Source organism: Rheinheimera lutimaris (assembly GCF_013283795.1).
Lineage (GTDB): Bacteria > Pseudomonadota > Gammaproteobacteria > Enterobacterales > Alteromonadaceae > Alishewanella > Alishewanella lutimaris.
In genome coordinates, this window is record NZ_JABSOD010000011.1 from 39,532 (window position 1) to 60,199 (window position 20,668).

16 protein-coding genes are annotated in these 20,668 nt (G+C 48.7%); 6 read left to right on the forward strand and 10 right to left on the reverse strand.

Translation table 11 applies throughout. The features are described 5' to 3' along the window. Positions 1-80: 80 nt before the first annotated feature. Positions 81-2,738 carry a TonB-dependent receptor plug domain-containing protein gene (locus HRH59_RS12135; protein WP_218573508.1) on the reverse strand — a complete coding sequence of 886 codons (2,658 nt, stop codon included), beginning with the start codon at positions 2,736-2,738 and terminating at the stop codon, positions 81-83. An 84-nt stretch (positions 2,739-2,822) separates the two neighbouring features. After that, on the reverse strand, positions 2,823-4,403 hold the full coding sequence (locus HRH59_RS12140) for a hypothetical protein (RefSeq protein ID WP_173501536.1): 1,581 nt from the start codon (positions 4,401-4,403) through the stop codon (positions 2,823-2,825). A 243-nt stretch (positions 4,404-4,646) separates the two neighbouring features. On the opposite strand from HRH59_RS12140, the gene HRH59_RS12145 reads away from it, so the two are divergent. Genes HRH59_RS12145 through HRH59_RS12170 form a run of 6 tightly spaced genes read left to right on the forward strand, consistent with a single transcriptional unit; the run spans position 4,647 to position 9,821 of the window. Then, positions 4,647-5,417 carry a DUF3450 domain-containing protein gene (locus tag HRH59_RS12145; RefSeq protein WP_173501537.1) on the forward strand — a complete coding sequence of 257 codons (771 nt, stop codon included), beginning with the start codon at positions 4,647-4,649 and terminating at the stop codon, positions 5,415-5,417. Positions 5,418-5,430: 13 nt separating this feature from the next. Then, positions 5,431-6,804 (forward strand): MotA/TolQ/ExbB proton channel family protein, encoded by a 1,374-nt coding sequence (locus tag HRH59_RS12150; RefSeq protein ID WP_173501538.1) that lies wholly within the window; start codon positions 5,431-5,433, stop codon positions 6,802-6,804. A gap of 5 nt (positions 6,805-6,809) precedes the next feature. Beyond that, positions 6,810-7,328, forward strand: a complete 519-nt coding sequence (locus HRH59_RS12155) for a MotA/TolQ/ExbB proton channel family protein (RefSeq protein ID WP_173501539.1) — start codon at positions 6,810-6,812, stop codon at positions 7,326-7,328. A 59-nt stretch (positions 7,329-7,387) separates the two neighbouring features. Next, entirely contained in the window at positions 7,388-7,792 is a 405-nt protein-coding gene (locus HRH59_RS12160) for an ExbD/TolR family protein (protein ID WP_173501540.1), read from the forward strand. 53 nt (positions 7,793-7,845) lie between these two features. Beyond that, positions 7,846-8,499: an energy transducer TonB gene (locus tag HRH59_RS12165; RefSeq protein ID WP_218573509.1), complete on the forward strand. Its 654-nt coding sequence runs from the start codon at positions 7,846-7,848 to the stop codon at positions 8,497-8,499. A gap of 11 nt (positions 8,500-8,510) precedes the next feature. Continuing rightward, positions 8,511-9,821 carry a tetratricopeptide repeat protein gene (locus HRH59_RS12170; protein ID WP_173501541.1) on the forward strand — a complete coding sequence of 437 codons (1,311 nt, stop codon included), beginning with the start codon at positions 8,511-8,513 and terminating at the stop codon, positions 9,819-9,821. 92 nt (positions 9,822-9,913) lie between these two features. Here HRH59_RS12170 and HRH59_RS12175 read toward each other — a convergent pair whose 3' ends face one another. From HRH59_RS12175 to HRH59_RS19475, 8 genes are all read right to left on the reverse strand, one after another. Continuing rightward, positions 9,914-10,816 carry a porin gene (locus HRH59_RS12175; RefSeq protein WP_173501542.1) on the reverse strand — a complete coding sequence of 301 codons (903 nt, stop codon included), beginning with the start codon at positions 10,814-10,816 and terminating at the stop codon, positions 9,914-9,916. 261 nt (positions 10,817-11,077) lie between these two features. Then, complete coding sequence (gene phoU / locus HRH59_RS12180; protein ID WP_173501543.1) at positions 11,078-11,803, reverse strand: phosphate signaling complex protein PhoU; 726 nt, start codon at positions 11,801-11,803, stop codon at positions 11,078-11,080. 55 nt (positions 11,804-11,858) lie between these two features. Next, a complete protein-coding gene (gene pstB, locus HRH59_RS12185; RefSeq protein ID WP_173501544.1) occupies positions 11,859-12,629 on the reverse strand; it encodes a phosphate ABC transporter ATP-binding protein PstB in 771 nt (256 codons plus the stop codon). Positions 12,630-12,688: 59 nt separating this feature from the next. Next, a complete protein-coding gene (gene pstA, locus HRH59_RS12190; RefSeq protein ID WP_173501545.1) occupies positions 12,689-14,059 on the reverse strand; it encodes a phosphate ABC transporter permease PstA in 1,371 nt (456 codons plus the stop codon). Between the two features lie 3 nt (positions 14,060-14,062). Further along, a complete protein-coding gene (gene pstC / locus HRH59_RS12195) occupies positions 14,063-15,442 on the reverse strand; it encodes a phosphate ABC transporter permease subunit PstC (protein ID WP_173501546.1) in 1,380 nt (459 codons plus the stop codon). A gap of 134 nt (positions 15,443-15,576) precedes the next feature. Then, the gene (locus tag HRH59_RS12200; protein ID WP_173501547.1) at positions 15,577-16,608 is read right to left on the reverse strand and encodes a substrate-binding domain-containing protein; all 1,032 of its coding nucleotides are present in this window, start codon (positions 16,606-16,608) and stop codon (positions 15,577-15,579) included. A 117-nt stretch (positions 16,609-16,725) separates the two neighbouring features. Continuing rightward, complete coding sequence (locus tag HRH59_RS12205; RefSeq protein ID WP_173501548.1) at positions 16,726-17,394, reverse strand: GGDEF domain-containing protein; 669 nt, start codon at positions 17,392-17,394, stop codon at positions 16,726-16,728. Between the two features lie 133 nt (positions 17,395-17,527). After that, positions 17,528-20,629 (reverse strand): S8 family serine peptidase, encoded by a 3,102-nt coding sequence (locus HRH59_RS19475; protein ID WP_173501549.1) that lies wholly within the window; start codon positions 20,627-20,629, stop codon positions 17,528-17,530. Positions 20,630-20,668 lie beyond the last annotated feature (39 nt).

Consider the following 20,668-nt stretch of genomic DNA (forward strand, 5'->3'; position numbering starts at 1 on the left):
GAAAGTCGCGTTAAAATAAAACCCCGGCTTTTAAGGCCGGGGTTTGTAGTTACTAAGGCTGGAGCCAACCCTGAGTATATTTAAAAATCATACTTAAAACTTAGCTGGAAGGTAGTACCCACAGTACGACTTCGTACCGTTACACCATCCTGGCTAACTTGCTGGTCTTCACCCAACAAGTTGCGCACCCGCAACTTAATCGTGCTGTTAAAGTCCAGATAGTACGAATACACCATATCTAATGAATGGAAGGGTTGCTCATAAGCATCTTCACGTCCATTAATACCGGATGCTATGATCCGCTCACCAAACACATTATATATCAGTGACGCACTATGATCGCCATTTGCCGAGTCATAACCCAGCTGGAAGTTGGTTACGTACTTAGAGTGGCCGTTCATGCGTTTGCTGGTGTTGGTTAAACTACCCGCGTCAGAAGCGGCGATTTCCACTTCAGAATCACTTAAGGTAATGTTACCGGATGTAAAGAAGCCATCTATAGCCCAACTCAGGTCATACAACCATTCAGCTTCAAGACCATACAATTCGGCTTGCGTACCATTGGTAAAACCAGCGGTATAGCTGGAATCGCCAACCCGCAGTATGGTTTCAATGGGGTTAGTAATATCTTTGTAGAACAAAGATAACGCCAGGTTGTTACCCATTTCGCCATAAAGCTCATACCGCAAGTCGTAGTTCTTCAGGCTACTGGACACCAATTGAGTATTACCCGTAGTACGGATATCAGTCAGAGGGTCAAAGTAACCTACCGGCACCACTTCACGTAAATCCGGCCTTACGACTGTTTCGCCGTAGCCAAACCGTACCTGATAGTCATCACCGCCGATATAGGTAAAGCTTAACGCCGGGAACAAGTCATCAGTATCGATGGTTCTGGCCTTAATATTGTCAGGATTGAAGAAAACATCCTGATCTTCAGGCGTAAAAATCAGGCTTGAGGTTTCAAGTGCAACTTGCTTAAAGGCTTCATAGCGTAAACCGCCGCTTACCCGCCAGGTGTTATCAAAAATAACATCAAAGGCGCCGTAGGCCGCATCGGTTTTCTGGGCTGCTAAGTAGTCGTCAGCTTCAGGTGCATCCGGTTCGTTAAACACCGCCAGCAGGCTTTGCTCAGCAATAAAGCTATCGTTCAGGTAGGATGGCAACTGTAATAAATCGGCTTCATTAGCTGTTACACTAATGGCTGAACCGCTGTTATTTACAAAGAAGCTCGACGTGGTGTAGTAGCGGGCCCTGTCGATAAAGTCCCAGCCACCTTTGAGTTCAATTTCAAAGCGTCCTGCTGTAATGGGCAGAGTAATATTTCCGCCCCAGTTTTTCATATGATCGTCCATGTCGACGTAATCATACTCAACCTGTCCATTACCACCATTGACACTGGTATTCAGGTAATTGCTATCAGCATCATACCGGTTACTGAAGTTAAAAGTAGCTTGCAGCGGGATATCCGTCGTGGCTTCTGACTGAGTATAGTGCCAGTCTACGCCCACACCCATGTAGTCCAGAAAAGTATGCTGACCGCGGAACTGATCTACCTCCAGTTTGCGCTCTTCATAGGTAAAGCTCTGCGAATAGTCTGCGACACCATCAGCAGCAATGGTGATGTTTTGTGACGGGTTTTGTGAAATTGAAATTTCAGACTCGTCTTCATTATCTTCAATATAAATTTTGGTATAGCTGACATTGTGCGTGTCCAGCCGGTAGCCCACTGTGAACAACCCGTTAAGGCGCTCATTCTCCGTGGTTACCTGCGAATCCACCATACTGTCAAAGCAGCTGACGGCGACATCGTCTGCAGTTTCCAGCGACTGTGAGCAATTTTCAGTTAAATTGGCACTGACCACAGCATTGCGACGGTCGGTATAATTCCATTTATTATCATAAGCTACTGACGCTAAAAAGCCGACAGTACCGCCCAGCCATTTTTCGTCAACACTGTTACCTATATAAGCTTGTACAGAGTAATTTGGGTTCGGCGATTCCTCTTTGAGCGACATATTGCGCGGCAGAGATTTTAACAAACCGTCATTAATGGCTGTGGCTTTCCCGGCAGCAGTACCTGATTCGTTAGTAACCAGACCGTCGCGTTCAATGATATTGCGTAATGAAAAATCACCACGGTAATGTACTATGGCATCGCGCAATGCTGAAGGTGTACCGCTGTGGTTACCCTCATAAGTAAAACCATCAGAATTATTCGAGTCGGCTTCCACCCCCAGCTGAATTCCGGCAGTAAATTCAGTTGGCAGTGACTTGGTGCGGATATCTACATTACCGCCACCGAATGCTGCCGGCATATTCGGAGAAAATGCCTTTTGCACCGACAGGCTCTCAATTACGCTGGATGGAAAAATATCCAGCGGAATAACATTACGGGTTAAATCCGGACTTGGGATGCTGGCACCATTTAGCCTGGCACTGGAGTAGCGCTCACCCAGACCACGTACATAAATAAATTTACCATCTACCAGAGTAAGCCCGGTTACCCGCCGCAGTGCGGCTGCAGCATCTGAGTCTCCGGTACGGGAAATTTGCTCAGCACCAAGAATATCGGCAACAAACGCCTGGTTTTTACGTTCTTCAATGACCGCAGTGGCAGTACCTTGCAAACGTGTACCTGTGGCAACAACCTCTTCAATGGTGGTATCTTCCTGTGACTGGGCCAACACAGCGCCGGACAACAGACAAGCCCCCACGGCCATTGAAATTCTATTCATTCTGAATCGAATCATCATTTTTTTCCCACACTTTAATGGAAAAATAGGCGCCACCAAGCGCCTATTTATCTCTGGTCAAATTGGTTATTCGTCGTTTGCGTTATCAAACGCGGCTTTGGCCCACTTGTACCAATCTGAAGAAGTGTCGCTGGGTGACACCGCACCGATAAAGTCTGTTGCTTCAAAGAAGCTGTCAACAGTTGTCATATCCGTTGGTGTAATGGTCACATCAGCAGAGGTTGAAAAACCATTGTTTGCCAGTACGGTGTCAGAACCGTTTACCACTTCACTCACGCCATCATTAGTAAACCATCCGGTAACAGTGGTACTGCCACTGGCAGTTGCAACAGCCTCTTTACCAACCTCGGCCAGCAAGGCACAGGCAGCAACAGACGTTTTAACTGCTGTACGGTCTGTTACGATTTCGTCGGCAGCGTCACCAGAATAGTTAACGCACCAAGACTGCGTACCTGAAGTCTGCTTCAACACCATGTTGTAGAACGTCGCGTTGATAAAATCGTCTAACTTCATAGCAATGGAAGGGTCACCGTCGCGGGCCGACAATTCATCAGTAGTGATCACTGTAACGTTAGCAATGTGCGGGGCAGACGCCGGTGCCTCTGCAGTTGAAGAGCCTTTACGACCATCGGCTTCGAAACCACCGTTACCCATGTTCAGCGTTTCGCCTGCTGCGTTTACAACAGTGCCGTGTTTAATTAACAGATACTGAACCTTACCCTGCCAACCCGCGTCGATATCCAGGCTATCGTCCTGGGTATCAGTAACTACGACGTGTTTCAGGTTAACTGCACCACCAAATAATTCGACACCATCGTCGTACCCGGCATAAATACTTATGTAGTCGATTTCAGTACCAGAACCTACTGAGTTTAAAAACAGCGAGTTCAGGTCGTTACCAACGTCAGCACCAGCCGGTAGACCGCCAGCATAGTCAATTTTAACGAACCGCAGCGTACCGCTGTCGTCTTCATTGTTGTTACCACCGTAGAAAGAAGATGCCCCTTCACTCTCGGCATTACAGCTGCCGGCAGCACGTTCAGCATCCGAACATTGATCAGTAATACCAAAACCATTGATAATGACACCGCCCCAATCTTGCGGAGAAGGACCGGCACCTACAGAGTCAAGTGCCTCTATAGTGTTGGCAGAAGTAAAGGTAATAGGCTTGGCCAGAGTACCAACTGCTTCGATATTCGCGCCGCGGTTAATCTGTACCCGCGATGCAGGATTATCAAAAACGACAGTAGCGCCGGCTTCAACAGTCAGCGTAGGGCCGTCTGCTTCGATAGTGCAACCTTGTGTGGTATTACAGTCCTGGCCAACCGACAGTGTACTACTGAAGTAATGCACAATGTCTGCCTCTAACGTCACATCGGTGGTCAGCGGCTTAGCTGCGCTGACGAAGTTAGCAGTGTAAGAACAAATGTTGTTACTGCTGTCAAATGTACCCTGGACAGTATCGCTGCCTGATTCATAAGAGCCGCAAGGATTCTCGTCACCGCCGTTGTCTCCGCCATTTGTTGGTGGATTAGTGACAGTACTGTTGTCGTTAACTGTTGGGGTGATATTGATATCTCCGCCACAACCGACTAATACCAAAGCCAGGGCAACTGCTGATACCTTAAATATGCTTTTGAGTTCCATTGAGGTCTCCGAAATTTTAATTGTGAGTTAGTTAGCCGCACAAAGACTAGCGAGACCGGGTGACACTTTTATTACAGCAAGATGTCGTCACAAAAACTTCATGGAACTATTCAATCCTCTTCAATGTGGTCGCCGCGACAGTGCTAAAGCCGTAATAAAACTGTCATTAAAAACCACTAAACTGTGACCCAATTTTTCAAAGATCAGTATTCCGTTGGTCTTTATTAATCAGGGCTTATCAGTATGAGGCGTTTAAAACTACTTCCGCTGGCCGTGCTTGCCTCCTCTTTGGCAGCAGCGATGCCATCCGCAGCACAAGAAGACAAGTATTTGGAACCTGCGGTGAAAGAGGCAGCCGAAATAAATAAATCAGCTGCCGCTTCGCAGGAAAAAATCAATACAATAACTGACCAACTCGATACTAAGTTGCAGCGGTTTAAAGCTACCAATAAAGAAATTGACGGCTTGGTGGTTTATAACGCTCAGTTACGCAAGCAACTTAACAACCAGCTGCAAGAAGTCGCTGATTTGAATAAAGCGATTGATGAAGTAAGCGTAATTGAACGCCAGATCACGCCGTTAATGCTGCGTATGATTGAAGGTTTAAAACAGTTTGTCTCGCTGGACGTCCCTTTTTTACCGGAAGAACGCAGTAAACGCTTAGCCGAACTGGAAAGTCTGATGGAGCGTGCAGATGTGGCCCCTTCCGAGAAGTTCCGCCGTGTAATGGAAGCCTACCAAATTGAAATGGACTATGGCCGTACCTTGGAAGCATACAGCGGCCTGCATAACGTTGACGGCCAGGAACGCGATGTAGACTTTTTACGCGTTGGCCGGACAGCGCTAATTTATCAAACCCGTGATGCCAGTCAGCAAGGCCTTTGGAACAAACAAAGCCGCCAGTGGGAAGTACTGCCTGCCAGCTATCGCACACAAGTGACAAAAGGCCTGCGTATGGCGAAGAAGCAGCTTGCACCTGATTTGCTATCGCTGCCAGTAGCCCTTACCGACTAAGAGAGTAGAAGTGATGAAATCAATTGTAAAAGTTCTTACCACAGCTTTGTTTGCCTCTTTAGTCGCAGCCGGTGCTATGGCACAAAATGCCAATGACAAAGCCCTTGATCTGGATCAGTTATTAAAACAACTGGAGCAAGGCAAGATAGCTCAGAATAAAGATAACCAGCGTCGTGAAAGTGAATTCATCGCCAAGGTGGCTGAGCAAGATCAGATGCTTAGAGATTCAATCAATAAGCGTAATGCCGAGCTTAGCACCAGTGAAAGCCTGGAACGTCAGTTTCAGGAGCATGAAATTAAGTTGGCCAATTTAAATGAAGCATTAACAACCCGTTTAGGCTCGCTGAAAGAGCTGTTCGGCGTGTTGCAACAAGTGTCTGGCGATACTAAGGGTAAATTCCAGAACTCGGTAGTTTCTGCGCAACTTCCCGGCCGCGTACAATTTTTGGATGAATTGGCGCAGTCTATGGGGTCAAACTCAAAACTGGCGTCTATTGAAGAAATTGAACGTGTCTGGTTTGAAATTCAGCGCGAGATGACAGAATCCGGCAAGGTGACCAGGTTTAACACCGATGTGGTCGAAGCCGGTGGTAATAAGGTCAATAAAGAAGTGGTTCGGGTAGGTTCTTTTGCCTTGGTAGCTGACGGTAAATATCTGGATATGAATCCGATAACCGGCACCGTGGCAGAACTGACACGTCAGCCTGCCGGCCGTTACGGCGAGAGCGCAGCGAATTTGCAGGCTGCTGCCAGCGGTGAATTAGTCGAATTCGGCCTTGATCCTACCGGGGGTTCTATTTTGGGCTTACTGGTGCAAGCGCCAAACTTTCAAGAACGTATTGAACAAGGCGGCTTGGTTGGTTACATCATTTTAGTGGTAGGGGCCGTGGGCTTGCTGCTGGCGCTGGAGCGTTTAGTTAGCCTGACGCTGATTAAAACTAAAGTAGACCGCCAACTGAAAAACCAGCAACCCAGCAAAGACAACCCACTGGGCCGTATTCTGCAAGTACGTGAAGAATTCCCGAATGTTGATACTGAAACACTGGAACTGAAATTAACCGAAGCCATTTTAGGTGAAGTGCCGAAGCTAAGCCGCAACCTGACCATGATAAAAATAGTCTCTGTCGTGGCACCGCTGATGGGATTGTTGGGCACGGTAACCGGCATGATAAACACCTTCCAGGCCATTACTCTGTTTGGTACCGGCGACCCGAAACTGATGGCAGGCGGTATTTCTACCGCCTTAATGACAACTGTGCTGGGCCTGGTAGTCGCTATTCCGATGACGTTGCTATACGCCATGCTGAATACCCGCAGTAAGAACATCGTATTTATTCTTCAGGAACAAGCTTCAGGCGTTATTGCTGAACGTGCTGAACGGAGCTAATTGCCATGTTCGAGATATTCGAGGCCGTACGTGATTTTACCGAGACAGGTGGCCAGGTTCTGCTGGTTATTGGTCTGCTGATTTTTATCATGTGGTTGCTTATTCTGGAACGTGCCCTGTATGTCTTTATCTGGCACAAGCAATTTAAGAACCAGACTATTTCGGCTTGGGAAGCCAGGCAAGACCGCTCATCCTGGTATGCCGGGCAAATTCGCCAGGCCATGATCTCGCGGGTAAGCCTTAAGCTCAATGGCTCAATTCCGGTCATTCAGGCTTTAGTCGCGCTATGTCCGCTGCTGGGCCTGATGGGTACCGTAACCGGTATGATAGAAGTGTTTGATGTAATGGCTATTTCCGGCTCCGGCAATGCCCGCTCTATGGCGTCCGGGGTGTCTAAAGCGACTATCCCAACCATGGCTGGCATGGTCGGTGCTCTGTCAGGGGTATTTGCGTCTACCTGGCTGGCCCGGATCAGCAAGACCGAAAAAATGCATATTGAAGATGCGATGACTATGGATCACTAAGTGAGCCGGGGTTAACAGATTTGGCGGCTTAATTCCGCCCCACAGAGTAAGAGATATTTATGAAACAGCATTTTCAGAACCTGGTAGACGAAGAAGAAATCACTATAGACCTGACACCAATGTTAGATGTGGTTTTTATCATGTTGATCTTTTTTATTGTCACTGCGTCTTTTGTTAAAGAGGCCGGTATAGACGTAAACCGCCCTGAAGCCGCTACCGCAGTGAAAAAAGACCGCGCCAATATTCTTATCGCTATCAGTGACAAAAATGAGATTTGGATTAACAAGCGCCGTATTGATGAACGTGCCGTACAGGCCAATATTGAACGCCTGTATGCCGAAAATCCGCAGGGCAGTGTCGTGATCCAGGCCGATAGAAAAGCCACCACAGACACCCTGATTAAGGTGATGGATGCATCCAGAGCGGCTGGCGTATTTGACGTATCTATTGCAACGCAGGAGTAAACCGGTGCAGCGAATTCTCAGCCAGACCGTTATATTTCAAGCAGGAGTTAAGCATGGCTAATGCAACGATTACCGCGCCTGGCGGCGTTTCGATGCTAGGTAGAATAGTCTTAGCCCTGGTGTTGTCAGGCTTAGTTACTCTGGGTTTGTTTTTCTTAATGCAGTCCCTGATTAAAAGTGGCGGCAGCGCCCTGACTGACCCTCCGGTAGGTTCTGTACTCGACTTTGTTCGGATTAAACAGGAAGAACAGGTAGAGAAAAAAGATCGTAAACCCAAGAAGCCGCCGAAACCGGAAGAGCCGCCACCACAAATGCAGCAACCGCAAATGGACTCTCCGGCACCTAACGCAGAGTCTGGCTTTGGTATGGATTTCTCCGCAGATATCGGCAGTGACGTCAAACTATCCGGTGGATTGGCATTAGAAGGCGGCGACGGTGAGTATCTGCCTATTGTTAAAGTTGCCCCTGTATACCCACGGCGTGCGTTACAGCGAGGCATTGAAGGCTACGTTATTGTTGAATTCACCGTAACCAAGGCAGGGACAGTACGTGACCCTGTCGTAGTGGAAGCTAACCCTGAAGGGATATTTGAACAGGCCGCGATGGATGCCGCCCTGAAGTTCAAATATAAGCCAAGAGTGGTAAACGGCGAAGCAGCTGAAGTCGCGGGCGTACAAAACCGCATAACCTTTCAAATTGACGGTTGAGGTGGAATCACATGTTTGTAAAAAAAACAATCAGTCAAGTGGTCGTGTTTACCCTGTTGGCAACAAGTAGCTATCTGCTACCCGTTATCAGCCCGCTGGGCCAGGTACAAGCACAACAGCAACAAGACGAACGCAAAACCCGCCGCACACCGGCTTTACGCGCTAAAGTGTATGAGCAGTTGGCCAGGGCACAAGCGCTGGCCGATAGCGGGAAAACAAGCGAAGCCCTGGCGGCCTTAGACAACGTTAAGGATAAAGCCAGCTCGATGAATAGCTATGAGTTGGCCATGTTGTACAACTTCTACGGCTTTACCTATTACAATACTGAACAATATGGCAACGCCATTACCGCCTTTGAAAAGGTGGTAGAACAGCAGCCTATTCCTGAATCGTTCGAGCTTTCGACGTTGTTTAGCTTAGCTCAGCTGCATATGATGCAGGGCAATTATGCTAAGACGCTGAGCGTTCTGGAGCGCTGGGAAGCATTGAATACTGGTGAGATCCCTGCCAATAATCACCTTATTAAAGCTCAGGCCATGTACCAGCAAAAGGATTATCAGCGTGCTGCCGGCTTTATCAATCAAGCAGTTGAGATGGTTGAAAAACAAGGCAAGGTGCCAGATGAAAACTGGTATGTGCTGCAACGCGCAGTGTATTTTGAGCTTAAACAACCTGAGAAAGTAAAAGACGTACTGGTTAAGATGGTTCGGCACTATAACGCCGGCCAATACTGGATACAACTGGCTGGCATGTACGGTGAATTGGGCGAAGAGAAAAAGCAACTGGCAATTCTTGAAGCAGCATACCAGCAGGGTTATATCACCTCTGCTTCCGACGTATTTAACCTGGCTCAGTTGTATTACTACCATCAGGTTCCGGTAAAAGGAGCGCGTGTGATGGAAGAGGCAATGCAGGCAGGCGTACTTGAGCGCAACCTGCGTAACCTGAAATTTACCGCAAGCTGCTGGTCGCTGGCAAAACATGACGACAAGGCTATTCCCCTGTTAATTTCAGCCGCAAGCTTGTCTGATGATGGTGAACTTGAAGCCCAACTTGGCCAAATGTACCTGAATATGGAAGCGTACGATAAAGCCATTGCAGCGGCCACAGCGGCCTTGCAAAAAGGTGGGCTTCGTAACCAGGGCATGTCACATTTGGTATTAGGGATGGCCTATTTCAATAAGCAGCGCTTTAATGACGCACTAGTCGAATTAGCCAAGGCCGAGAAGTTTGACAACACTAAGCGTATAGCTCTGCAATGGGAAAAATACGTGAAAGCAGAAAAAGTTAACTTTGAAATACTACAAACCGAACTGTCTTAACAACACTGATTAACGCTTTACAAAGTAACTTGTAATACAAAACGCCGGTGTTCAGCCGGCGTTTTATATTGCAGATTAAAGCCTTTGCTTAATTAAAACTTATGCTTGATACCAACCGCCAGATAATCGCGATCCGGTGTTGGCGTATCCAGGTTAAAACTGCTGTACCAGGCAAATAAAGTAGTATCTTTACCCGCTTTATAATCTAACCCTAAGCTGATTGCTTTATCATCTTCCAGCGTTTGGTACTGGGCTTTCAGCTCAGTTTTACCCAGCGGATAAGCACCACTTAACAACCAACCATCCTGTTCCAACCCGGTGATAATATCTTCCTGGCGCTGCAACATAGCACCCAGTTTAACGCCGGCCACTTTAGTTTGCCCGTTTACACGAACACTGTCATAACCGTTTACCTCTGAGTCAAACGCAACAGAGAGAAAAATATTGCTGTCCTTGAGGTTGTCATCGCCGTAAAACAGTGCGGCAGAAACCGCGTCTTCAGCATCTACCGAGTCTTCCAGAATATAGGTCAGCTGCGCGCCAAAGCCGTTATAGCTTGGCGTAAAATAACTGATGGAGTTATTCGCCCGTACTTCAGCTTCCCATAAACCACCCACATCGGCCTCAAAATCATTAAACTGATCAATCTTGCCTTGTGACATTTTAGTCGCTGTATCATGCCGGCCTAAACGCACCTCACCAAAGTTACCTGCCAGGCCAATATACTGATTACGCGCAGTAACATTGCTGCTACTGCTGTCAGACACATTTACGCCCCATTCTAATTGGTACACCAGGGTCAGACCGTCTTCCAACGCATAGTCACCTTTCAAACCAAAACGGGAGCTGTTACTTTTTAACTCCGAGAAACGCCCCTCTCCCTCATCGCCGGACTGCGCGGACACATTCAGCTGGCCGTAAAGCTTTACCGGCTCAGCCTGCACTGTTGCAACACCAGCCATCGCCATCACTAACATTACCGTTGTTTTTTTCATTTTTCGCACCTGAGTTATTACCGGCCCGTTACTACTGCTAACAGTCCGTGATTTATGACAACGCCATATTATGACCATTTCATGACAGTAAAATGACAATAAGGCAAATTTATGACTTTGAAATGATACTTTTATGACCTTAGCAGAAATATACAGCTTGCTTAGCAAAAGTATCTGTTAAATTAGCAGGATAGCCAGTAATTAGCCGATAAAATGCATAAAAAAAGGAGCCGCAGCTCCTTTTTTGCAAAAATGCAGTGATTAACGACGCTTTTTATCAACAACCTGCTGTAACTCTTCATCGCTAAGATGCGAAACATTGCGGCCTAAGCTGAGGAAAATAGCATGTTCGCAGATATTACGACTGTGATCGCCTACCCGCTCCAGCGCTTTAGCAACCTGAGAAATCTGCATACTGACGCTGATTTGCTTTGCATCGTCCATCATGCTGCTGAGACTGTGCTGTAAAATACGGGCATAATCATCATCAATGGCTTTATCTTCACGTAATACCGCCAATGCCGCTTGGGCGTCTATTTGCTCAAAAGCAGCAAGGGCACGCTGCAACATTTGCAGCACCTTTTGCCCCATTTCTGCCAGGGCGTCCAGTTGCGAAGTTGCCGGCCGGCTGTCCGCCTCTTCCTTTAACAAGGCTTTGGCAATGCGCTTGGCTAAATCGCCAATACGTTCAACATCATTAATACTTTTCAGCACGGCCAATACCAAGCGTAAATCACTGGCTGCCGGCTGGCGCCGCGCCAATATATCCAGGCAGTGCTCGTCAATATCAACTTCAAAGTTGTTCACGCGCCGGTCAAAGTCTTTTACCTGTTGCGCCAGTGCAACATCAGCCGAGGTAAAGGCTGTTAACGCATCGGTAAGCTGCTGCTGCGCCAACTGTGCCATTTGCATTAAGCGTTCTACGGCTTGCTGTAACTCTTCATCATAGGCCTGTGAATAATGGCCGCCGATTTTGTTATTTGGCATAATGCCGCTCTCCTGAATTAGTTCTCACCACAGCCCTTTAATCACTTAATCGCTGTTAGCCGTAACGCCCGGTAATATAGTCTTCGGTCCGCTTTTGCTGCGGGTTGGTAAATACATCATTGGTATTGCCGATTTCAATAAGATTACCCAGATGGAAAAAGGCCGTGCGATCAGACACCCTGGCGGCTTGTTGCATATTGTGCGTAACAATAACGATAGTGAAGTTTTGCTTCAGTTCGTCAATCAGCTCTTCAATAATAGAAGTGGCGATAGGATCCAGTGCTGAGCACGGTTCATCCATCAGGATCACTTCCGGGCTTACCGCTATGCTGCGGGCAATGCACAAACGTTGCTGCTGGCCACCGGATAAACCGGTGCCGGGTTGGTCCAGCCGATCTTTTACTTCATTCCATAAACCGGCGCGGCGCAAGCTGGATTCAACGATATCGTCCAGATCGGCTTTGCGCTCGGCCAGGCCATGCAATTTCGGCCCGTAAGCAATATTTTCGTAAATCGACTTCGGAAACGGGTTCGGCTTTTGGAACACCATACCTACCTGAGCCCGCAACTGCACCACATCTAATGCCGGCTCGTGAATATCACGGCCATCCAGCAAAATACTACCGGTTACCCGACAATGCTCTATGGTGTCGTTCATCCGGTTCATACAGCGTAAAAAGGTTGACTTACCGCAGCCAGACGGGCCGATAAAGGAGATCACCTCGTTCTGATACACATCCATGCTGATGCCATGCAGCGCCTGATTGTCGCCGTAGAACACCTTTACATCTGTAGCACTGATTTTTACCGGAGCTGAATTACTCATTTGTTTATCCGTTACTTTAAAATTAACTCTGTTAAGCGCAGCGTAACTAACCAGCTATGTTACCAGCGCTTTTCATATTTTTTCCGCAGCCAAATGGCCAGACCATTTAAGCTAATCATCATCAGCAACAACACAATAATGGCGGCTGAAGTGCGGGCCTCAAAGAAATTACGCAGCTCATTGCCCTGCCACAGGTAAATTTGTACCGGTAACGCACTGGCCTGTTCAAACGGTGAAGCCGGTATAGAAGCAACAAAAGACTTCATACCAATTAATAACAGCGGCGCCGTTTCACCCAATGCCTGGGCCACACCTAAAATAGCCCCTGTTAAAATACCCGGAATAGCCAGTGGTAACACATGATGGAAAATAGCCTGCATTTTCGATGCGCCCAGCCCAAGTGCCGCCTGGCGAATAGACGGCGGTATTGCTTTAAGTGTGGAGCGGGTAGCAATAATTACCGTGGGTAATGTCATCAGTGATAACACGAGACCGCCGACAATCGGTGCCGACATTGGCAGGTTAAACCAGCCGATTAACACCGAAGCCCCCAATAAACCAAACACTATTGAAGGCACCGCCGCCAGGTTGTTAATGTTTACCTCCACCAGGTCGGTGATTCTATTGCGCGGCGCAAACTCTTCCAAATAAATAGCAGCGGCTACGCCCATCGGCACGGCCAGTAAAATAACCACCAGCATCATATAGAACGAGCCCATAAAAGCACCGGCCAAACCAGCAGATGCCAAAGAGCTGCGCGAGTCCGGGTTCATAAACAGTGCCAGACTGAAACGGTTTTGGATAACGCCATCAGCAGCAAGCTTATCTACCCATTCACGCATTTTCGGGCTAAGCTGCTGCTGTGCATCCGGCAGACTGCGGTCAATATTGCCTTTTAACCAAACATCGATATTGGCATCTGTTAACAGATGCAGCGTGCGGGTTTGGCCAATAATTGACGGATCTGCCACTACCATATCACGCAGCGCAAAGCGCTCGCCGGAGGTCACCACCCGCGCCAGGTCGCGCCGGTGCTTGCCGGCATCCGGCAGCACTTTTTGCAAGCTGTCGGTGATCAGCCGGTTAAAGTTAACAAAGCCAATTTCGGTTTGCCATTCAATATGCCGCTGGCGAAAATCGTTATCGGACTCGTCGACACGCTGCTGTGGCATCGGCGGAATTTTAATGATCGCCGGATCAAAATAAATCTCCAGCGTAATAGCCGATTGCCAAAATGCCGGTAGCCCTTTGGAAAAAATATTGATAAACAACACCGCTACTAAACCAAGACTGATTAGCACCGCGGTTAAGCCCAACCGGCGAAACAAATTTTCTGTCCGATGGCGTTTAGCAAGCGACGCAATGACTTTTTGCTGCACCTGGCTCGGAGCCGCTACAGCTTTAATCGGGTTCTCTGCAATAATGGTCATAACTTACTCGTATTGTTCACGGTATTTACGCACGATCACCAGTGCCATCACATTGAGCAGCAAGGTAATAACGAACAGCGTTAAGCCCAGCGCAAAGGCAACCAGCGATTGCGGGCTGGAAAAATCATTGTCACCGGTTAGCTGATTGACGATGGTTACCGTTACAGTGGACACGGCTTCGAACGGGTTAGCAGTTAACGCGGGACTGTTACCAGCTGCCAACACCACTATCATGGTTTCGCCAATGGCACGGCTTGCTGCCAGCAACACAGCACCAACAATACCCGGCAATGCTGCCGGCAGCACCACTTTTAAGATAGTTTCAGACTTGGTTGCACCTAACCCCAGCGAGCCGTCCCGCATAGATTTTGGCACCTGAGTGATAATGTCATCTGATAACGACGAGATAAACGGGATAATCATAATGCCCATGACCACGCCGGCTGTTAATGCCGAAGTGGCATTGATATCCAACCCGATAGCCGCACCTAAATCGCGCAAAAACGGGCCTACCGTTACCAACGCAAAGAAACCGTACACTATGGTAGGAATACCGGCCAACACTTCAATCACAGGCTTGGCGGTATTGCGCAGCTTCATAGGCGCATACTCCGCCAGATAAATTGCCACCATCAGCCCCAGCGGAATAGCCACCAGCATAGCGATACCGGCGATCATTGCGGTACCGGCTAACAACGGCACCAAACCGAAGCTTCCCTGCTCTCCCACGCCAACAGTAGAAAAGCGCGGATTCCAGGTAGTACCAAAGAAAAACTCTGTCGGCGGAATATAACTGAAGAACTTCATCGTTTCGCCGACCATCGACAGCACTATGCCGATGGTAGTCAAAATAGCCACGGTAGAACATAGCACCAGCAGGGCTTTAACAACACGCTCAACCTGATGCCGGGCTTTTAACCGTGGCGTAATGCGCAGCAGGCTGTACAACATACCTGCTGCGGCTATTACTGCCATTAATGCTGTAAGTACTAACGCACTGTTGGTTTTAAGCTGCCGCAAATGCTCAGCAGCGGCCAACTCCCAGGCCTCTGCATCTGCCACCACGCCGAAGTTACCGGCTAAATTACCGATACGCTGCGACATGACACGGACCTCATCAGCCGTCAAGGTCGCGACATCCACCGGCAATTGTGCCAGCATCATAGAATTAATGACCGCCGGTGCCAGCCACAACCACAACAGCAGAATAAAAAATGCCGGCAACACAGCCCACAATCCCACCATCATGCCATAGTGATGTGGCCTGGAATGCATGCGCAAATCGGGGTTAACTGTTGCTACTTTGCGGCTGCGGGTCATTCCGAGTTGGTAGCCCAATGCCAGCAAGATCAGCAGCACGACAATTAACGAAAGGTTACTCATGGTCGCTCCGTAAACAGCTTACACGTAATGCTTAACTAAGGTGCGCAGTGTAAGCGGCTTTTATTTCAGTTTTATGACATCCGAAAAGCAAAAAAGAGAACCCGTTACAGGTTCTCTTAAATGCAGCAGAGAGATTATAGCGACTTTTTCTGCCGGATGTTTTGCATAATTTCTGCGCGTTCATCGTCAGACAGCGGAATTAAACCAGCGCTTTCCAGCACGCTGCCAAAGCCTGACATACCTTCGCTGACATGGAACTGAGCATATTCCTGTAACCCGGGAATGACACCGATATGCGCGCCTTTAACATAGATATACAGCGGACGTGATACCGGATACTCGCCGGAGATAATAGTATCCAGGTTAGGCTCTACACCAGATACGGTAGCTACTTTGATACGGTCACGGTTAGCTTCAAAGAAACTTAAACCAAATACACCTACCGCGTCTTTTTGCGCTTGCAAACGTGCCAGGGTTTCAGTGTAATCGCCGGCAATTTCTACTACCCGGCCGTCGGTACGCATAGCGGTACAAAATTTATGCGCAGCATCTTTGTCCATGGCTTTTACTTCGGCCAATGTCTGGCATCCGGGCACCACCACTTTCTCTTCATACACTTCGCGGGTACCGTGATTAGAGCCCGGAATCGCCAGCAAAATTTCCTGGTCCGGTAAGGTTTTATCTATTTGATTCCAACGGGTATAAGGGTTAGCAACCATTTTACCGTTCTGTGCCACTTGTGCTGCCTGCGCCAGGAACACATGCTTCGGCTCTAACTTGAATACTGCAGCATCAACACGTGACGCGAAAACAATGCCGTCATAGCCGATTTTTACTTCAATAATCTCTTTTACACCATTGGCTTTACAGGCTTCTACTTCATTCGGGCGCATTTTGCGCGATGAATTGGCCACATCAATAGTATTAGCACCTACGCCCTGACAAAATTGGCGTAAACCGCCTGACGAGCCACCTGAGCCCACTACCGGAGTGCGGAACTGAGCAAAGTTATTGCCAAACTCTTCTGCAACTACTGCAGAAAACGGCAGCACGGTAGAAGACCCGGCGATTTGGATAGTGTCACGGCTTTGTGCCTGCGCTGTTGCTGATGCGGTTAAAGCGACGGTTGCCGCCAGTAACAAGCTGGAGAATTTATTCAGTTTCATATCATGTTCCCGGTTGTCCGAAGTGTGTATGGTATTAGTTTGCTGCATTTTTATTGCAGTAATATGACAGAGGAAACTATTTTCAGATTTTCTTATAAAACTATCGGTTAGCCAAGCCTAATGCTGCACGCAACAGCGGTTGCGCCCCTGATGCTTGGCCTGATACAACGCCTGGTCGGCACGCAACAATAACTTGTCTAAATCATCACGGTCCGGCAGATACATCGCAATACCCAAACTACAGGTAATGCTAAGCACCGTACTGTCGCGTAAAGCGAAAGGATGCGCAGCCACTGTCATGCGGATACGCTCGGCAGATAAAATAGCGGTTTTTAAATCAATCTCCGGCAGTAAGATAAAGAACTCTTCACCGCCATAGCGCCCGGCTAAATCGGTGTCACGGATGCTTTGCCGGCATACCTCAGCAAATTCAGTCAGTACTTTGTCACCGGCAGCATGGCCATACTGATCGTTGATTTGTTTAAAATGGTCGATGTCCAACATCAGTACGGCTAAATCTTTTTGATACCGGTTGGCACGGCGGATCTCTACCATAGCCTGCTGCATAATGGCGCGACGGTTTGCGAGGCCGGTAAGCAAGTCAGTACTGGCTAACTGCAACAACTCCTGGTTACGTAATACCAATTGTTGTTCCGTATCAGCATGGCGGACAATTTCAGCACGCAAAGCAGCAGCCATACGGCGAAATCTTAATACCACAAAAGCCAATAGTGCCATAACGACACAAAACAAAAATATCAGTGATACGACTATTACGTTGCCCACAACTGAATCCCTGTGTTTCAGCTATTATCCGCTAACCTATTCAGTATAGGTCAGCTTGTTCCAGCGTAAAGCTTTCACTTTTCCTGAAAAAAAGCCCGGCATAAATACCGGGCTATTCAGTGCACTCCAGCTGTTAGTTGGCAGTAATCTCCAGCAAACTGCTGGCTTGTTCGTTACCATCGGCATCTTTAAACGACATCACACCCAGGTAAGGAAACGGACTGGCAGTAAGACCGGTAGTAATCACCGTCACGTTGTTTGCGCGGCCTGTTATGGCCCGCATACTTGCAGCGACACGACTGTTACCTTCATTGGCGTTCACCACCCAAACCGGCATAGTGTAGTTGGCTTGCTCCGCACCAAACAGCGAATAGCCATGTACAAACACCAGATAGAAGTCACCGGCTGCACCATTGGCTGCCGGCGCAGGGTCGCGTAAGCTTACCTCCTCATAACCACCCTCATTAGCAGAAGAACCTACCGCAGAGCAAGACAGAGCAATACAACGATAAACAAACATATCCAGATCGGCACCCGGCACATCAGCCAGTTCTTCATACAGGCTGAAACGCACCATGCGGGTGCCTTCCGGTACCAGGAACGTATGGAAGCCCAAACCCGGCTCATTAAACACAAAAGTACTGTCGGCATCTTGTGCTACCACGCCGGAAGAACCAAAGGGTGCAGTCAAGCCCAACATAGTGGTGCTGGTTAAACCGCTGTAGTTCATGGTTACCGGGAAGCTGACGCGTCCGCCTCTCGCAGCTACCGAACCATTTACTTCAGCCGGCGCGACGATCTGTTTTGGCGGCACTACTTTAACGGCAATAGGACTACGCACAGTATGCACACCGTCAGACCAGGTTATAGCACCAAACACCCACTGATCCATCACCGCTCCCTGGGTTGGGGTAAAGATCAGGCTATAAGGCACAGTAGCATTTGCAGGTACCGACAAGGTATTGCCACCGCCATTGGTAACCACTGACACATTCACACCGGCAGGTGCTTCAATGCTGGCGGTATATACAGAAGCAGAACCACTTACGTCCATCACCCGACGTTGCAGTGTTTCCTCTCCCGACAGCTCAGCAATTGCCATAGACGGCAGGTTTAACTGGCTGGCATCGATATTATAATTGGCGGCGACAAAAGCATCACAGGAAAAACCGCTGGCTGTTTGCACAAAGCCTGTTTCACCGATACCACACAGGAAGGCAAAATACTCTAAGTTAGAAATAGGGTAAGTTAAACCAGGATTAACCGCACTGTTAGGCACAGCATGGCCGGCACCAAAATCAAACGGATCTGCAGCAGTTAATCCATTCTCTTTGGTCAGGTTTTGTCTGGCGGTAGTCATAATGGCGGATTTAATCATTGCCGCAGACCAGCCTGGGTTCACTTCTTTTACCAACGCAGCAATACCGGCAATATGCGGGCTCGACATAGACGTACCCTGCAGGTAGGTAAAGCTGGTACCCGGCGCACCAAACAACGTTTGCGCAGACGCAGCGGCGAGGATTTTCACCCCGGGTGCCGTAATATCCGGTTTAATAATATCTAAGGTATTCAGGTTAGGACCGCGGGAAGAAAACCCGGCCATCAGGTTACCGACTTCAACCACATCGTCAACAAACACCGATGGGCTCATTTTTACCGCAACCATGCCACCGCCACTTACTTCAGCATTAAGCGCACTGCCGGCGGCCAAAGTGGTCATTACCGCAGGAAAGTTAAAACTACCGGTACCGCCCATAGCAATAGGCGCTGCGGCGGAGTTATTATACATAATAACCCCGGCAACACCGGCGGCTTGCGCATTGGCCAGTTTAATATCAAACCCGCAATTACCACGCTGCATCAGGGCAAACTTACCAGCCAGTTCTGCCGCGTTATCCAGTGCAGTACAAGCTTCAAGCGGAGAGGCTACCACCACGTCTGCGGTAACATCGCCGGTTTCGCTCAGCGGTATAGTGGTAACTGCCTCTATCGCCTGATAGACGCCCTGTAGTGGCCCGGCTAATACTTCAATACCGTTAGACACACTGGTTCCGCTATAGGTTGAAGCTGCGACTGTTGTTACCCAGGGAGCCGGCGTGCCTATGGTACTGGCTGTTGGTCCGTTATTGCCGGCAGACACCGCGACAAAAACACCGGCCTGCGCCGCCCGCAATTTCGCTGCCGCTTGTGGCGTAGTGATATTGGTTAAGCTACCGCTGATAGAATAGTTAATAACATCAACGCCATCGGCTACAGCCTGATCAATTGCCGCCATGGTATCACCACCAAAACAGCCGCGCTCCGGCTGACCCTGCGGGTTGGTGTAGCTACTGTTCCAGCAGGCTTTATACATAGCAATACGTGCCCGTGGTGCTATACCGGACACAGTTGCCACTTCAGTGCCGTTCAACACTGCGGTAACACCTTCATTACCGCCGGCAGTAGAGGCAACGTGAGTACCATGGTTATCAGCATCCCGTGGTGAAACAAACTCACCGGGCTGCAGCTGATACACGCTTTCGAAAGACTCTTTATAGTAACGGGCACCAATCAATTTATTATTACAACTGAAAGCGGCGTCTTCACCGCTGTCACAGGTACCGGCCCAACCGGGCAAAGGCCCGTAAGAACCGTCATCAGCAAAACTGGGGTGTTCCGGCCAAATACCGCTGTCTACCACACCGATTACCACGCCCTCTCCTTTGATACCCTGCACATGCAGGCCATCAGGTCCGGTGGTCAGCCCGAGAAAAGCCGGTGTATTTGATGTAGTCAGTTGCTGCGCTTCGTCACGCCATACGCCGGCCACATTAGGATGATTACGTAATGCTTCGGCCTGGGCTGCAGTCATTTTCGCGGAAAAGCCATTAAAGGTATGTGTGTAAGAATACATTACCTTGCCGCTGCCGCTTTGTGCTGCCAACTGTTGATGAAAGTGTTTTAAGCCATTGGTATAGCTCTGCATGCGGGCGGAGGCAGCATTGTACCGGTTAAGGCCGACAGCAACAGATTGTGCCGCTGGCAACAACTCACCAAACTCTTCGGCTTTTTCTACACCGCTTTTACCCTTAACCTGCACGATATAAGGTACTGCTGCAGTATCTTCACCGGCTTGCTGCAGCGCGGTGCGGTCAATTTCTACCTGGTAATTATTGGCCATCGCACCGGTGTGAAACCCGGTGATAGCGAGCGTAACGGCACAGGCCGTTGCAGACATAAAATTGTTACGTGGCATTTTGTATCTCCGTTTATTGTTTTGTCTCGCCGCAATATT

Excerpts from the sequence above, each read along its gene's own strand:
- HRH59_RS12135 (WP_218573508.1), bottom strand. The coding sequence starts at position 2,738 with ATGAATAGAATTTCAATGGCCGTGGGGGCTTGTCTGTTGTCCGGCGCT.
- HRH59_RS12140 (WP_173501536.1), bottom strand. The coding sequence starts at position 4,403 with ATGGAACTCAAAAGCATATTTAAGGTATCAGCAGTTGCCCTGGCTTTG.
- HRH59_RS12145 (WP_173501537.1), top strand. The coding sequence starts at position 4,647 with ATGAGGCGTTTAAAACTACTTCCGCTGGCCGTGCTTGCCTCCTCTTTG.
- HRH59_RS12150 (WP_173501538.1), top strand. The coding sequence starts at position 5,431 with ATGAAATCAATTGTAAAAGTTCTTACCACAGCTTTGTTTGCCTCTTTA.
- HRH59_RS12155 (WP_173501539.1), top strand. The coding sequence starts at position 6,810 with ATGTTCGAGATATTCGAGGCCGTACGTGATTTTACCGAGACAGGTGGC.
- HRH59_RS12160 (WP_173501540.1), top strand. The coding sequence starts at position 7,388 with ATGAAACAGCATTTTCAGAACCTGGTAGACGAAGAAGAAATCACTATA.
- HRH59_RS12165 (WP_218573509.1), top strand. The coding sequence starts at position 7,846 with ATGGCTAATGCAACGATTACCGCGCCTGGCGGCGTTTCGATGCTAGGT.
- HRH59_RS12170 (WP_173501541.1), top strand. The coding sequence starts at position 8,511 with ATGTTTGTAAAAAAAACAATCAGTCAAGTGGTCGTGTTTACCCTGTTG.
- HRH59_RS12175 (WP_173501542.1), bottom strand. The coding sequence starts at position 10,816 with ATGAAAAAAACAACGGTAATGTTAGTGATGGCGATGGCTGGTGTTGCA.
- phoU (WP_173501543.1), bottom strand. The coding sequence starts at position 11,803 with ATGCCAAATAACAAAATCGGCGGCCATTATTCACAGGCCTATGATGAA.
- pstB (WP_173501544.1), bottom strand. The coding sequence starts at position 12,629 with ATGAGTAATTCAGCTCCGGTAAAAATCAGTGCTACAGATGTAAAGGTG.
- pstA (WP_173501545.1), bottom strand. The coding sequence starts at position 14,059 with ATGACCATTATTGCAGAGAACCCGATTAAAGCTGTAGCGGCTCCGAGC.
- pstC (WP_173501546.1), bottom strand. The coding sequence starts at position 15,442 with ATGAGTAACCTTTCGTTAATTGTCGTGCTGCTGATCTTGCTGGCATTG.
- HRH59_RS12200 (WP_173501547.1), bottom strand. The coding sequence starts at position 16,608 with ATGAAACTGAATAAATTCTCCAGCTTGTTACTGGCGGCAACCGTCGCT.
- HRH59_RS19475 (WP_173501549.1), bottom strand. The coding sequence starts at position 20,629 with ATGCCACGTAACAATTTTATGTCTGCAACGGCCTGTGCCGTTACGCTC.